General features: G+C 63.1%; 14 protein-coding genes. 4 read left to right on the forward strand and 10 right to left on the reverse strand.

Annotation, left to right across the window (positions count from 1 at the left end):
• The 4 genes from FLO80_RS16635 to FLO80_RS16650 form a co-directional block, all read right to left on the reverse strand.
• The gene (locus FLO80_RS16635; protein WP_111367697.1) at positions 1–795 is read right to left on the reverse strand and encodes a S49 family peptidase; all 795 of its coding nucleotides are present in this window, start codon (positions 793–795) and stop codon (positions 1–3) included.
• Positions 796–896: 101 nt separating this feature from the next.
• Entirely contained in the window at positions 897–1,658 is a 762-nt protein-coding gene (locus tag FLO80_RS16640; protein WP_111367695.1) for an ABC transporter permease, read from the reverse strand.
• A complete protein-coding gene (locus FLO80_RS16645) occupies positions 1,655–2,584 on the reverse strand; it encodes an ABC transporter ATP-binding protein (RefSeq protein ID WP_111367693.1) in 930 nt (309 codons plus the stop codon). The genes FLO80_RS16640 and FLO80_RS16645 overlap by 4 nt, the downstream gene beginning before the upstream one ends.
• Positions 2,585–2,684: 100 nt before the next feature.
• Positions 2,685–3,611, reverse strand: coding sequence for a LysR family transcriptional regulator (locus FLO80_RS16650; protein WP_111367691.1), 927 nt, complete (start codon positions 3,609–3,611; stop codon positions 2,685–2,687).
• 102 nt (positions 3,612–3,713) lie between these two features.
• Between FLO80_RS16650 and FLO80_RS16655 the strand changes: the two genes are divergently transcribed.
• A complete protein-coding gene (locus tag FLO80_RS16655) occupies positions 3,714–4,349 on the forward strand; it encodes a class I SAM-dependent methyltransferase (RefSeq protein WP_111367689.1) in 636 nt (211 codons plus the stop codon).
• 3 nt (positions 4,350–4,352) lie between these two features.
• Here FLO80_RS16655 and FLO80_RS16660 read toward each other — a convergent pair whose 3' ends face one another.
• Positions 4,353–5,213, reverse strand: coding sequence for a crotonase/enoyl-CoA hydratase family protein (locus tag FLO80_RS16660; protein WP_111367687.1), 861 nt, complete (start codon positions 5,211–5,213; stop codon positions 4,353–4,355).
• A 149-nt stretch (positions 5,214–5,362) separates the two neighbouring features.
• On the opposite strand from FLO80_RS16660, the gene FLO80_RS16665 reads away from it, so the two are divergent.
• Positions 5,363–6,082: a hypothetical protein gene (locus FLO80_RS16665; protein ID WP_146611055.1), complete on the forward strand. Its 720-nt coding sequence runs from the start codon at positions 5,363–5,365 to the stop codon at positions 6,080–6,082.
• Here the strand turns inward: FLO80_RS16665 and FLO80_RS16670 are convergent.
• The 5 genes from FLO80_RS16670 to FLO80_RS16690 form a co-directional block, all read right to left on the reverse strand.
• Positions 6,075–6,761: a hypothetical protein gene (locus FLO80_RS16670; protein WP_111367683.1), complete on the reverse strand. Its 687-nt coding sequence runs from the start codon at positions 6,759–6,761 to the stop codon at positions 6,075–6,077. The genes FLO80_RS16665 and FLO80_RS16670 overlap by 8 nt on opposite strands.
• Before the next feature lie 115 nt (positions 6,762–6,876).
• Entirely contained in the window at positions 6,877–7,608 is a 732-nt protein-coding gene (locus FLO80_RS16675; protein WP_111367681.1) for a proteasome-type protease, read from the reverse strand.
• Between the two features lie 15 nt (positions 7,609–7,623).
• Positions 7,624–8,421, reverse strand: a complete 798-nt coding sequence (locus FLO80_RS16680; RefSeq protein WP_111367834.1) for a transglutaminase family protein — start codon at positions 8,419–8,421, stop codon at positions 7,624–7,626.
• A 270-nt stretch (positions 8,422–8,691) separates the two neighbouring features.
• Positions 8,692–9,633 (reverse strand): alpha-E domain-containing protein, encoded by a 942-nt coding sequence (locus tag FLO80_RS16685; protein WP_111367680.1) that lies wholly within the window; start codon positions 9,631–9,633, stop codon positions 8,692–8,694.
• Position 9,634: 1 nt separating this feature from the next.
• Entirely contained in the window at positions 9,635–11,071 is a 1,437-nt protein-coding gene (locus FLO80_RS16690; RefSeq protein ID WP_111367679.1) for a circularly permuted type 2 ATP-grasp protein, read from the reverse strand.
• A gap of 308 nt (positions 11,072–11,379) precedes the next feature.
• Between FLO80_RS16690 and FLO80_RS16695 the strand changes: the two genes are divergently transcribed.
• Both FLO80_RS16695 and FLO80_RS23385 read left to right on the forward strand, forming a co-directional pair.
• Positions 11,380–13,893: a cation:proton antiporter gene (locus tag FLO80_RS16695; RefSeq protein ID WP_111367832.1), complete on the forward strand. Its 2,514-nt coding sequence runs from the start codon at positions 11,380–11,382 to the stop codon at positions 13,891–13,893.
• Positions 13,894–14,098: 205 nt separating this feature from the next.
• Positions 14,099–14,224, forward strand: coding sequence for a hypothetical protein (locus tag FLO80_RS23385; RefSeq protein ID WP_281287023.1), 126 nt, complete (start codon positions 14,099–14,101; stop codon positions 14,222–14,224).
• Positions 14,225–14,259: the final 35 nt, after the last annotated feature.

Raw genomic sequence — 14,259 nt, forward strand, 5'->3', positions numbered from 1 at the left:
TCAGAGGCCATAGCGGGAGAATTGCGCCCGCTCTTCGATCTCGGCCATGGCATCACCGGCCAGCGTCGCGCCGAAACGCTGCAACAACCCGCGCTTGCGGCCATAGGGGATGAGTTTGACCTTGTCGCCGTAAAGCTCTTTCAGCTTGGGTTCGAGATGCGCCGTGCCGTCGATCAGGCCCAGGTCGAGCGCCTTGCCCGCAAGCCAGAATTCACCGGTGAAAAGCCGCGGATCGTCGGCGAGGCGATCGCCGCGTGACGCTTTCACATGGTCGATGAAGATCTGGTGCATGTCGTCGAGGATCACCTTGAGCCGGGCGATATCCTCTGGGTTCTCGGGGCGGAAGGGATCAAGCTGGGATTTCGACTTGCCGGCGGTATAGACCCGCCGTTCGATTCCGTGGCGGGCGATGAATTCATGCGCGCCGAAGGTGCCGGAAATCACCCCGATCGAGCCCACGACCGAGGCCGGATCGGCCCAGATGTCGCGCGCCGCACAGGCCAGCCAATAACCGCCCGAGGCGGCCACATCCTCGACAAAGGCGTGAACCGGGATGTCCTTTTCCTCGGACAGGCGCCGGATGCGCGACGCGATCCGCGCGCTTTGCACCGGCGAGCCGCCGGGCGAGTTGATCAGGAGCGCCACCGCCTTTGGTTTGCCCCGGCTGAAGGCGCGCTCGATGAGCGGCGCCAGCGCCTCGTCATTGAGCGGCATGCGCCCCACGCCGATGGCGCCCTGAAGGCGCAGGACAGCCACCCGGGGGGGTGCTTTTACAAAAGGGATAAATCTCTTCATGAAGGCTCATGTAGAGGCGGCGGGCGGTCGGCACAAGGCGCGGGGGCGCCTTATGCCGTTATCGTGTGAATTTTCCCCCGCCTGCGGGCAAATCGTGACAGTTACGGCTTGATCCGGTAGCCGGTGCGAAAGATCGCCCAGACCACCGCAAGGCACAGCAGCAGGAACCCCGCAATCGCCAGAAGCGAGAGCGCGACCGGCACATCCGACGTGCCGAAAAACGCCCAGCGGAAGCCCGAGATCAGGTAAACCACCGGGTTGAAATAGGTCACGGTCTGCCAGCCCGGCGGCAACATCGAGATCGAGTAGAAGGCCCCACCGAGGAACACCAGCGGCGTGACCACCAGAAGCGGGATCAGTTGCAACTGCTCGAAATTGCGCGCCCAGATGCCGATGATGAAACCGAACAGCGCGAAACTCAGGCAGGTGAGCAGCAGGAAGGCCACCATCGCCGCCGGGTGCAGCACCGTCAGATCGACGAAAAGCGTCGCCGTGGCCAGAATGACCATCCCGATCAGCAGCGACTTGGTCGCCGCCGCGCCGACATAGCCCAGCACGATTTCGAAAAAATTCACCGGCGCCGAGAGAAGTTCGTAAACCGTGCCGATGAATTTCGGGAAATAGATGCCGAAAGAGGCGTTGGTGGTGGCCTGTGTCATCACCGACAGCATGATCAGCCCGGGCACGATGAAGGCGCCGTAACTCACGCCCTCGACCTCGTTGATGCGCGATCCGATGGCGGTGCCGAACACCACGAAATAAAGCGAGGTCGAGAGCACCGGCGACAGGAAGCTTTGCGCGATGGTGCGGAAGAAACGTGCCATTTCATAACGGTAGATGGCACCGACTGCTTGCCAGTTCATGCATCCTCTCCTTTCACCAGATCAACGAAAATTTCTTCGAGGCTGGATTGGCGCGTGTGGATGTCACGCAGCGCCAGCCCCTCGCGCGAGAGATCCTGCAACAGGGCCGTGATGCCCGTGCCCTCGCCCTGGGTGTCATAATGGTAGCTCAGGCTGCGCCCGTCCTCGGCCAGTTCCAGATCATAGCCCGAGAGCCCGCCCGGCACCGCCTCGACCGGGCGGCGCAGCTCGATCCGGAGCGTCTTGCGGCCCAGCCGGGTCATCAGCGCCTGCTTATCCTCAAGCAGGAGCAATTCGCCGTGGTTGATCACGCCGACACGGTCGGCGATGGCCTCGGCCTCTTCGATGTAATGGGTGGTCAGGATGATGGTCACGCCGTCGCGGCGCAAATCCGCGACCATGTTCCACATGTCACGGCGCAGATCGACATCGACCCCGGCGGTGGGTTCGTCAAGGAACAGAACCCGCGGATTGTGCGACAGCGCCTTGGCAATCAGCACGCGGCGTTTCATGCCGCCCGAAAGTTCGTTGACCTTCGAGCGCCGCTTGTCCCAGAGCGACAGCTTGCGCAGCACATCTTCGAGATGAGCATCGTCGCGGCCCTGCCCGAACAGGCCGCGCGTGAAACGCACCGCGTCCCAGACCTTTTGAAACGGTTCGAGCGCGATTTCCTGTGGCACCAGCCCGATGAGCGCGCGCGCATCGCGATAGCGGGTGATGATGTCGTGCCCGCCCACGCGCGCCTGCCCGCTCGATGGGGATACGAGGCCGCAAAGCATTGAAATCAGGGTTGTTTTCCCGGCTCCATTGGGGCCGAGAAGGGCCAGTATCTCGCCCTCTTCTATATCGAGATCCAAAGGCTTGAGCGCCTCGGTTCCGTCTCCGTAGACCTTGGTCAGGCCCCGGGTTTCGACGATTGCAGGCATGGGGGTCTCCTTCGTTCGCCGGGCCAACCTATGGTCGAACGCGGGAAGTTACCAGATTGCCGGACCCGGAAAAATCGCTTTGCACGGGTGGAATCTTGCTTCAGCCCGATGCATTGCCATCACCGTTGTTGCCCGAGGCAGGCCGCGCCAGCACCTCGGCCAGCAGGTCAAAGACCAGCCGTATCCGCGCGGCGCCGTGCAATTCGCGATGGGTGACGAGCCATACGGGAAAGGTGATGGGGGGCATTTCGGGCAACAGGCGCTCCATCTCGGGGGTATGGGCCGCGACCTCATCGGCCATGGCCGCGATACCGAGACCCTGCTGCGCCATGGCCCATGCGACAAGGCCGTTTTGCGACCCGAGACACAGGTTCTCCGGCGAGAGCGTGATGCCCAGCGCGCGCAGATGGTCGATGAAACGGGCGGGGTCACCGAAATGAATGACATCGTGGCGCGCGAGATCGGCCAGGGTCGCGGGCCGCCCGCGTCGGTCGAGATAGCTTTGCGCGGCATAGAAATGCGCCGTCGCTTCGCGCAGTTTGCGCGCGATCAGGTCGGGCTCGGTCGGGCGCAGGTTGCGGATCGCGATATCGGCCTCCCGGCGGAGGATATCGCGAATGTCGTTGGCCGCGACCAGTTCGATTTCGAGGCGCGGGGCGGCAATGCGCAGCCGGGCCAGGATTGGCGGCAGGACATGGGCACAAAACAGGTCAGACGCGGTGATCCGGATCTTGCCCTCGAGCGTTTGGGCCTGCCCTGCCGCGGCAAGGGAAACGCGCTGCGCCGCCACGGCCATGGCGCGCGCATGGGGCAGGATCTCGCGGCCTGCCGCCGTCAGTTCAAGACCGCGCCCGACCCGCTCGAACAGCGCAAGGCCAAGGCTGGTTTCCAGTGCCGAGACCTGGCGGCCCAGCGTCGGCTGGGTCAGTCCGAGCGCCCGCGCGGCGGCCGTCAGCGAACCGTGTTCAGCGGTGGCCAGAAAGGCGCGCAATTGCGTCCAGTCGAATTCGGGGCTCTGCTCATTCATGCATATCCGTATACCAGACCTGCGTTTTCAGGCAATTCCAACCCGCGCAAGGGTGGTTTAGCACGTCAGCACATGCAATATGGCATAAGGTGGAGACGAGACATGACCAAGCGGACCTTCTGGGATCGGGCGGCGGAACGCTATGCCAGGCGACCGGTGCAGGACGAGGCCGCCTATGCCTATACGCTTGAGCGCACGCGCGCCCATCTTGCGCCCGATGGCCGGGTGCTCGAGCTGGGCTGCGGCACCGGCACGAGCGCGTTGAAACTGGCCGATGCGACGGGTCATATCGTGGCCAGCGACCTTTCTGCCGAGATGATCCGCATCGCCCGCGACAAGGCCGAGGCGCAGGGTGCGACCAACGTGACATTCGTGCAGACGGATGCCGGGGCCCCGCCGGACGGGGAATACGACGCCGTTCTGGCGTTCAACCTGTTGCACCTGCTGCCCAATCCCGAAGCGGCGTTGATCGGGATGGCCGAACGGGTGAAACCCGGCGGTTATTTCATCTCCAAGACCCCCTGCCTGGCCGGGTCGGGGATAAGCCTGAAGCTTCGCGCGCTTTTATGGCTGGTCGTGCCGGTCATGCAGGCACTGGGCAAGGCCCCCCGGTTTCACCGGATGAGCATTGCCGGGCTGGAACAGGCAATCGCCGGAGCGGGGTTCGACATCATCGAGACCGGCAACCACCCGGCGAGCCCGCCCTCGCGCTTTGTCGTGGCGCGCAAACCGCTTTGACCCCTACCGGTTGGGTTTCGGCAGGGGTTCGTTCGCCGTCCAGTCCCATGTGCCCTCATCACGGTCGCGCACTGCCTGTTTCCAGCCTGCTTCCTCGGACCGGGCCTTGAAATTCAAACCCTCGGGCGAGTGGCGGGTGATGCCGTCAAAGACGGTGGCCAGGCGTTGGGTCGAGTTGATGGTCATTTCCATCGCCTGGTTGACCACCATCTTGTGCATGGCAAGCTGGTTGGTGGGAACGCCCGCCATGCGCGCGGCCAGTTCCTCGACCGCGTCATCAAGATCGCTTTCGGGCACCGCCTTGAGCACGAGGCCCATCTCGGCGGCCTCGACGCCGGTGATCTTGTCACCGGTGAACATCATCCGCTTGGCCTTTTCCGGCCCCAACCGATAGACCCACATCGCGGTGGTCGGACAGCCCCAGACGCGGGTGGGCATGTAGCCGATACGCGCCTCTTCGCCCATGATCACGATGTCCGAGCAGAGCGCGATGTCGGAGCCGCCGGCCACGGCAAAGCCATGCACCTTGCAGAGCACCGGCTTGAGACAGCGAAACAGCGACATGAATTTCTGCGTGTTGCCCCACATGAAGCGGTAATCCTTGATCGGATCCCAAGGCATCTCTTGCGTCACGTTGTTGTCGGCGCCGTTCTTCTCGGCGTAATAGGCAAGGTCATAGCCCGCGCAGAAGGCATCGCCCTTGCCCGACAGCACGATCACGTGCACGCCCGGGTCGGCATCGGCGCGGGTCACTGCCGCCTCGAGCTCGGTCGGCAGGTCGTCGTCGATGGCGTTCATCACCTCGGGCCGGTTGAGCGTGATCCGTGCAATCCGGCCGTCTTTCTCGTAAAGCACCTTTGGCATGGCATGTCCTCCCTCTTGCAGCGCAACCAAAGCACCGGGCCCGGGGCGTGGCAAGCCATGACGCGGGGTGCAGCACCGGATGGGTTGGATTCGTCAAAATCCACATTTGGGGATTGACAAATCCACACATGGGGATGCCCTATGTCATCATGAGCGACCTTGGCCAACGCACCGCGGATTTCTGCAAGCGCCATTTCGGCGGGCTCAAACCGGCCTGCGCGGCAGCGGGGCTCAAATACTCGACGCTGCATTCCCAGATCACCAATGGCCGCGAGATCCCGTTTTCCAGCATCGAGCGGCTGTGCCATGCCGCCGGAGTCTCGCTCGAGGCGTTCCGCTCGAACCGGGCCGAGATCGGGGTGATCGCGCCTGCGCCGAGCGCCACACTGCACCGGCGCGCGGCGGCGGCCTATTCCCAGGCGCTGCGCGATGTGCAGAACGAAATGCTGCGCATGGGCGGCGACATCATGGTCGACGATGTGCTCAACTGGCTGCACCGCAACGATGGACGGCTGGAAGATTTCGATGCCATACGCGAGCGGGTGGACCTGTTTTATCCGGTTCAAAGTGACGACAATTTGATGCGTCCCGCAAAAGTTGGCCATCAAAGCCTTGCTGCGCAATACTTCAGGATAGAACACACGCAGGATTATGCGCATAGAATCGGCCAGTTGAGTCGCAGGATCATTGATGCCACCCTTGCATCGCACATTGAGGTACAACGACGGCAACAGTATCAGATCGCCGATATCGACTTTTCCGCAACTGTGGACGGAATCGAGATCAAAGAGAAATATCGCCGAGTCATGGCGCCGGTCGAAGCACCTGACGGGCAGAAACTCACGCTAGTCTTTGCCAAGCTTATTTGACGCGTGCGCGATCCGCGCGTGACTTTGCGGCTTTCAACACATGGTTCAGATGCCGTCCTTCAACCGCAAGAACCACATGGGAATTCAATCGCCCGTCCGGCTCTGGGTCGACCCATTGGATAGCCTCAGGAATGGTCAGGATAAAGCCGTAAAGGTAAGCAATACGCAGGTGATTTTCGGGAATGATGGCATACATCCAGTCGAAGCCTGGCCATTTCATGACACAGATCACCTGCAATATCTTGATCAACGCCTCAAGCAAGGCCAGCTTGCCCCGGTGGTCGTTGCGAAACTCGAGCTCTCCGATATAGACGATATTGCCCTGCAACAGATCCTCGACCGGGCGGGCGATCTGGGCGATCGGGTCGCGGTCACGGCCATATTGTTCACGCGAGGTACGGCGCAGGTAGGAGCCAAAGCCTTCATCGCCCAGCCGGTCGTGCTTGGCCGCGACGCCGCCGACCACCTCGTCGCCCTTGAAGAGAAACAGCCAGAATGCGCGGTCGGCGGTGAAATCGTTGCGCGAGATCGACATCATCGGGGTCTGTTTCTCGCGGCCCGTCTGGGGCACGAGACGCTGGATCTCGTCGAAGTCGGTGCTGGCGCGGACCGAATAACCCAGCCGCTCGATCTCGGCGTAGAACGGGACCACCGCCTGTAAAATCTCGTCTTCCCGCATCGACCGCCGCTTGTTTTTCCAGTTATTCCTGCCGCACCCGACCTGTTACGCCCGCAGGGGGATGCAATCAAGCCGGTGCGAGGCGATTGCGAGGCACCTGTTGCGCGCTGCCCGCTCAGAATTCGTAATCGGGCAACAGGTCGAGCGCGTTCTTGAGCGCCCTGCCCCAGTTTTCCGACACCGCCGTGTAATAGGGGTCGTCCGGCGCGATGCGGCGCGACCGCCCGAGCACCAGCGCGTCGGTTTCGACGATCTGGAGGTCGAAGGGAGCGGCCACCGAGAGGTTGGCCTTGACCGTCGAGTCGAAACTGACCAGCAGCAGCTTGACCGCCGCCTCGAAGGACAGCCCCTTGTCAAAGGCGCGCACGAGGATGGGGCGGCCGTATTTCGTCTCGCCGATCTGGAAGAACGGCGTGTCCTCGCCGGCCTCGATGAAATTGCCCTCGGGGTAGATCAGGAACATGCGCGGCGGGCCGCCGGCGATCTGCCCGCCAAGGATGAGCGTGGCGTTGAAGGCGGCATCGGCGCGTTGTCCGGCATCGGCGTGCCGCTCGATCACCTCGTGCAGCGCATCGGCCACGAGGCTGGCGGCCTGAAACATCGAGGGTTGCGCGAGCAGCGAGGGGTCGCGCTCTTGCGTGGCCTTGGTGCGTTCATCGAGGATCGAGACAACCGCCTGCGTGGTGGCGAGGTTGCCCGCCGACATCAGCACCATCACCCGGTCGCCCGGCACCTCCCAGCAATGCATCTTGCGAAAGGTCGAGATGTTGTCAACGCCCGCATTGGTGCGCGTGTCGGACATGAAGACCAGCCCGCGCTCAAGCATCAATCCCACGCAGTAGGTCATGCCCCTGCCCTGCCCCTATTGTTGTGCAACCTCGATCTGCACCGACAGGCGTTCACCGCCACCGCCGATCGTGAGACCAGTTACAGGAGCGGCCTCGCCGTAGTCCAGCCCCGTCGCGACGCGCACATAGCGCATATCGGGCGAAATGCCGTTCGAGACGTCGAACCCCACCCATCCGAGCCCGTCGACATGGGCCTCGGCCCAGGCATGGGCGGCGTCCTGTTCCACCCGGTCATCGAGCATCAGGTAGCCCGAGACATAGCGCGCCGGGAACCCCATCTCGCGGGCACAGGCGAGAAAGACATGGGTGTGATCCTGACAGACACCGCGTCCGGCGGCGAGCGCGTCTTCGGCACTCCAGTCGGAGAGGGAGGCGCCGATCTCGAAGGTGATGGCGCGGGCGATCACCTCCCGCAGGGCGTGCAGCCGGTCGAGTTCGGTTTCGCCCGCCACCTCGCGGATCAGCGCACGACAACCCGCCCCGGCGCGGGTGCGGTCGGTCGCCCGCCGATAGAGCCAGAGCGGCGCGGGGCCGATATGGCGGCCCACGATACCGTGGTTATCTCCGACCTCGACCTCGCCCTCGCTGACGATCACGATGCCCTCGGCCTCGCGCTCAAAGCTGATCAGCTCGACGACGTTGTTATGATGATCCTCGAACGCCACTTCCCTGCGCCCACCCTGCACATCGGTGCGCCAGTGGAGAACCTGTTGGTGATGGGTCGATTTCGGTGTCTTGCGCAACTGTTGCAGCCCGTGGCTGGCGGGGGTGTCGAACGTGTAGCGGGTGGTGTGACGGATGAAGAGGCGCATGGGCATAGGGTCATGATCCATTACCAGCACCCCCTCAGTTCGGCGGATTTCCTGTCTGACAAGGCGCATGGGCGCCGGAGTAGTGGTTCTATTTCAAGCCATTGAAACGCCGTCAGGCGGGAAATCCGCCGAACCCGAAGGGCACGAGGACATGCGCGCTCTCTGCGACCCTCACCGCTTGCAAAGGGGGCCACCCAGTGCGGCGCGTCGAAACCCGCCGATTTCGTGCATATCCTCGCGCTGAGGAGGTGCTGGTAATGGATCATGACCCTACTCATAGAACCGATAGTCGATTTCGATCTGTGCGCCCAGTTCGGAAAGAAGCGAGAGCACCTTCTGGATATATTCATGCAACCCGTAATCGAGCACCGCGTCGATATCGAACGAGAGGTAGCCGCGCTCGATATGATCGACCAGCGCCCATGATTGCGGGCGCGTGCCGTAATTCGAGGCCAGGTAGCCCAGGTTGTCGCGCAACTTGCCGATGCAGAAGGCGAGGCTGCGCGGCATCCGCTTGTCGAGGATCAGGAACTGCGCGATGTCGCGCGGGTCGATGCTGTCGCCATATTCCATGCGAAAGCCGCCCCGGGCCGAGACCGAGCGCAGGATCGTTTCCCATTGCACGTTGTCGATGGACGAGCCCACCGCCATGACCGAGGGCAGAAGGACATAGTATTTCACATCGAGAATGCGCGCGGTGTTGTCGGCGCGTTCCAGAAAGGTGCCGATGCGGGCGAAATCGTAGATATCGTTGCGCAGCATCGTGCCATGGGTCGCGCCGCGCACCAGCGCGGTCTGCTGGCGGACCGTGCGCAGGGTCTGTGGCAGATCGCGTTCCGAGACCTTGCGGGCCAAAGCCGTGCAAGCGGTCATGTAGGTGGCATTGGTCGCCTCCCAGACCTCGTGGGTGAGTGCTGTGCGCACCAGCCGGGCGTTCTGTCGCGCCGCCATGATCGAGGTGAGCACCGACGACGGGTTCTCCTTTGCGCGCAACATCCAGTCGATCGCCGTGTCCTTGGCCAGGCTGTCATGGGCGGCGTGAAAGCCCGCAGCCACCCCGGCGGTCTGTAGCACCGATTCCCATTCCTCGTCGCTGCTGCCCAGTCGGGTCAGGGCGATGCGCTGGCCGGTTTCGACCAGTCGCGAGATGTTCTCGGCCCGTTCGAGGTAGCGATACATCCAGAAAAGCCCGTTCGCCGTCTTGCCCAGCATGTCAGTCCTCCAGCACCCAGGTGTCCTTGGTGCCGCCGCCCTGGCTCGAATTGACGACGAGAGAGCCCTTTTTCAGCGCCACGCGGGTCAGCCCGCCGGGAGTGATGTTGATGCCTTCGGGACTGACCAGAACGAAGGGGCGCAGATCGACATGACGCGGGGCCAGCCCCTTGTTGGTAAAGATCGGCACGGTCGAGAGGCTGAGCGTGGGCTGGGCGATGTAATGACCGGGCCGCGCCCTCAGCTTGCGGCGAAACGCGGCGAGTTCCTTCTTGCTCGCGGCGGGCCCGATCAACATGCCGTAACCGCCCGAGCCATGCACCTCCTTGACCACCAGTTCGTCGAGATGGTCGAGCACATAGGTCAGTGCCTCGGGCTCACTGCATCGCCATGTCGGCACGTTCTTCAGGATCGGGCGTTCGCCGGTGTAGAATTCCACGATCTCGGGCATGTAGCTGTAGATCGCCTTGTCATCGGCGATGCCGGTGCCGGGCGCATTTGCGATGGTGATCCCGCCAGCGCGGTAGACGTCCATGATGCCCGGCACGCCCAGCGCCGAGTCCGGGTTGAAATTCAGCGCGTCGAGAAAATCGTCATCCACCCGGCGATAGAGTACGTCGATGGGTTTGTAACCGCGCGTGGTGCGCATCGCCACGCGCCCGTCGACCACGCGCAGGTCATGCCCCTCGACCAGTTCCACCCCCATCTGGTCGGCCAGGAAAGCGTGTTCGAAATAGGCCGAATTGTAGATCCCCGGCGTCAGCACCGCCACGCAGGGCCGCCCGCCCGAGCCGGAAGGTGCGCAGGCCGCCAGCGACTGGCGCAACATGCGCGGATAGTTCTGCACCGGCTGCACGCGGTTGCGGCTGAACAGTTCGGGAAACATCTGGAGCATCGTTTCGCGATTTTCCAGCATGTAGGACACGCCCGACGGTGTGCGGGCATTGTCTTCGAGCACGAAAAAATCGTCATCGTTGGTGCGCACGAGGTCGATACCGACGATATGGGTATAAATGCCACCGGGCGGGGCGACGCCGATCATCTGGGGCAGGAAGGCGTCGTTGCGGGCGATCATCTCTTGCGGGATGCGCCCGGCGCGGATGATCTCCTGTCGGTGGTAGATGTCGTGCAGAAAGGCGTTGATCGCGCGCACACGCTGCTCGATGCCGCGCGACAGGCGCTGCCATTCGCGCCCCGAGATGATGCGGGGAATGATGTCGAAGGGGATCAGGCGTTCCTCGGCCTCGGCCCGGCCATAAACGTTGAAGGTGATGCCGGTGAGGCGAAAAAGCTCTTCGGCCTCGCGCTGCTTGGCGCGCAGGTTCTTGGGGTCTTCGCCGTCGAACCAGCTCTGAAACCGCTCGTAAGGCGCGCGCAACGCCCCGTCCCGGCCCCACATTTCGTCGAAATTCCCCGTTTCATTCACTGTGCCGCTCATGGCCCGATTAGAGCCCGACCATGTGGACAGGTCCATTCCGAAATCGCGTTTTGTCCCCCGTCGGGCCATTCCACCCGGCCCGGGCTTTGATAATTGCCTAAATTTCAGGCAATCACGCCCTTTTCCACGCCATCCAAGCGATGCGTGTTCCGGGGGCCACGGCCAGATCTGCCCATCGCGACCTGCCCATCCTCATGACGCTGACAACTCCGGCAGGGCGCGGCCGGGGACCGCCAAGGGCGCCGCAAATCACAAAAATCACCGATATGCCGTTTCCCGACACCTGGTTTTCCGGCTATTCCGGTTCCATGGATATCGTTCTGATCACCACGGTCATCGCATCGCTTTTCCTCGTTATCGGGGTCGCGGAACCTTTGGCCGCGCGGATTCGCCTGCCTTATACGGTGATCCTCGCGCTGCTGGGCATCCTGATCGGGGCGGGGGCGATCTTCTTTCTGCGGACCGAGCTGACCGACGCGCTCAACCCCGTGGCCGAAGCGATCCTCGGCCTGCCGATCCGCTCGAACGTGTTCCTTTATGTCTTCCTGCCCACGCTGCTGTTCCAGGCGACGCTGGGCATGAACCTGCGCCGGATGCTGGACGACTGGGTGCCGATCCTGGTCCTGGCGGTGGTGGCCGTGGTGGTGGCCACGGTGTCGGTGGGTTACGCGCTGTCCTGGGCGAGCACGCTGCCGCTGGCGGCCTGCCTGCTGATCGGCGCAATCGTGTCCACGACCGATCCATCCGCCGTTGTCTCGATCTTCCGGTCGATCTCGGCCCCGCGCCGGCTCGCGCGGATCATCGAGGGTGAGAGCCTGCTGAACGATGCCGCGGCGATTGCGCTTTTCGGTCTTTTCATGGGGTTCGTGATGCTGGGCACGCCGAACCCGACGCTGAGCGACGCGCTCGCGCGCTTCCCGCTGCTGATCGCAGGCGGGGTGTTGATCGGCTGGTTGAGCGCGCGCATCGCGGTGTGGGTCATGGCGCTCTTTGCGCGTCATGAACTGGCGCAGATCTCGATCTCGGTGGCGCTGCCCTATCTCGTCTATATCGGCGCGGAACAAAGCATCGGTGCCTCTGGCGTTATCGCCGTGGTGGCGGCAGGCCTTACCTTGAACCTGACCGGGCCCGGGCACCTGCCCCCGCAGGCATGGACCAACCTTCGCGAGGTCTGGGGCCTGCTGGCGCATTGGGCCGGGGCGCTGATCTTCATCCTCGCCGCGCTCCTGATCCCGCGGCTTCTGGAGGAAGTCCGCCTTTCGGATTTCATCCTGATCGGCGTGGTGATCCTTGCGGCCATGGCGGCGCGGGCGGTGATCCTGTTCGGGCTTTTGCCGTTCCTCACGCTGCTGCGCGTCTCTCCGGCGGTGGAGAGGCCCTACCGGTTCGCGATCCTCTGGGGCGGGCTTCGGGGCGCGGTCACGCTGGCGCTGGCGCTGGCGGTGACCGAGAGCTTTCGCGTGCCGGTCGAGGTCAAAAGACTGGTCGGCATCCTTGCCACCGGTTTCACCCTTTTCACGCTGATCGTGCAGGGCACGACGCTCAGGACGATCATCGAGTGGCTCGGGCTCGATCGCCTGTCGCCGATCGACCAGGCCCTGTCGCGGCAGGTCGTCGCCGTGGCGCTTCAGACCGTGCGTGAAGACGTTGCCCGCACGACCGAGAATTACGAACTGACGCGCGAGATCGTGCGCTCCGAGGCCAAGCGGTTCGGGGATCGGCTGGACGCGGCGGTGAAATCCGCCGAGGCCAGCGCCGAGATCCTTGACCGCGACCGGATCACGCTCGGGCTGATCGCGCTGGCGGGTCACGAGCGCGACACCATCCTGTCGCGGGTGCGGGAACGAACGATTTCCGCGCGGATGGCAGAGCAGGTTCTTTCCGACGCCGACCGGCTGATCGAAGGGGCGCGGTCAGGCGGTCGCAGCGGCTATATGCGGGCCGCGCGGCGCAGCGTCGCCTATGGGAGAACCTTTCAGGCGGCGGTGGTGCTGCACCGGCGGCTGCGCCTCGCCATGCCACTGGCGCGGCTGACCGCCGACCGGTTCGAACTGCTGCTATCGCAACGCTTGATCCTGCGTGATCTCGGGGCATTCATCGACGGGCGCATTCGCCGCATCCACGGGCGGCGGGTGGCCGACCTACTGCACGAGTTGCTGTCGCGGCGGATCGAGGCGACGGAGACGGCATTGGAAGGATTGCGCCTTCAGTATCCGGGCTATGCCGAGAAGCTTCAACGTCGGTTCATTCGGCGCACCGCCCTGAGGCTGGAAGAACGCGAATACTTCGCCATGCGCGAGGACGGGCTGATCGGCTCGGAAGTCTATACCGCCCTCATTCAGGAGCTCGGGATGCGACGGGCCGCGGCGGAAAAGCGCCCTCACCTCGATATCGCGGTTCAACGCGCCGAACTTGTCCGGCAGTTTCCGCTGTTCAAGGATCTCGATGACGCGGCATGCAAACGGCTGAGCCGCGCACTCAAGACCCGCTATGTCAACGCGGGCAAAGTCGTCATCCGCAAGGACAGCATTCCCAAAAGCGTGTTCTTCATAGCATCGGGCGCGGTCGAGTTGGAATCTGCCGGTCAAACATGGAAGCTCGGCCGGGGAGAGATGTTCGGGCAGTTGGCCATCCTCATGCGCAAGGCACGCCGGGCCGAAGTGCGAGCAATTGCGCCCTCGACGCTGCTGGTGCTCGACGAGAAACGCTTTCGGCGCCTGCTCAAGCGCAGCGAAGCACTTCAGCAAGCGGTGCGCGCAAGCGCCGAGAAACGCGGTATCGCATCCGATGCGCTTTTGTCAGACGGATCAGACGCCATCTAGCCGCGCCTGTGCCCTACAGATTACCAAGATTCTTGGCCTTTCCGAAAGATTCAGTGCGCCCGACCGAGAACAATATGTCATTTTTAGAAACGGAGAGTTTCCGTGGATGGCGGGGAAATGCGGGAAATTCCGTTGCGGGATTCCAAAAGATTAAGGTATACATACTAAAGATAAATAAAGAGACTTTGAGATAGGATCAATCATCATGACTATTGTCGCAGCTTTCGCAGCCACCGTGCTTGTCCTCTATGTTTTCCAGGCATGGAAAAAACAGCATCGCCACAACCTGATCTGGTCTTCGCGCCTCAAGGAAATGGCATTGTTGGGCTGACCGCCGGAATTTCCATATCTGCGCAAGTGCGGCGT

The organism is Aquicoccus porphyridii (genome assembly GCF_008369105.1).
In the GTDB taxonomy this organism is placed as follows: Bacteria; Pseudomonadota; Alphaproteobacteria; order Rhodobacterales; family Rhodobacteraceae; genus Aquicoccus; species Aquicoccus porphyridii.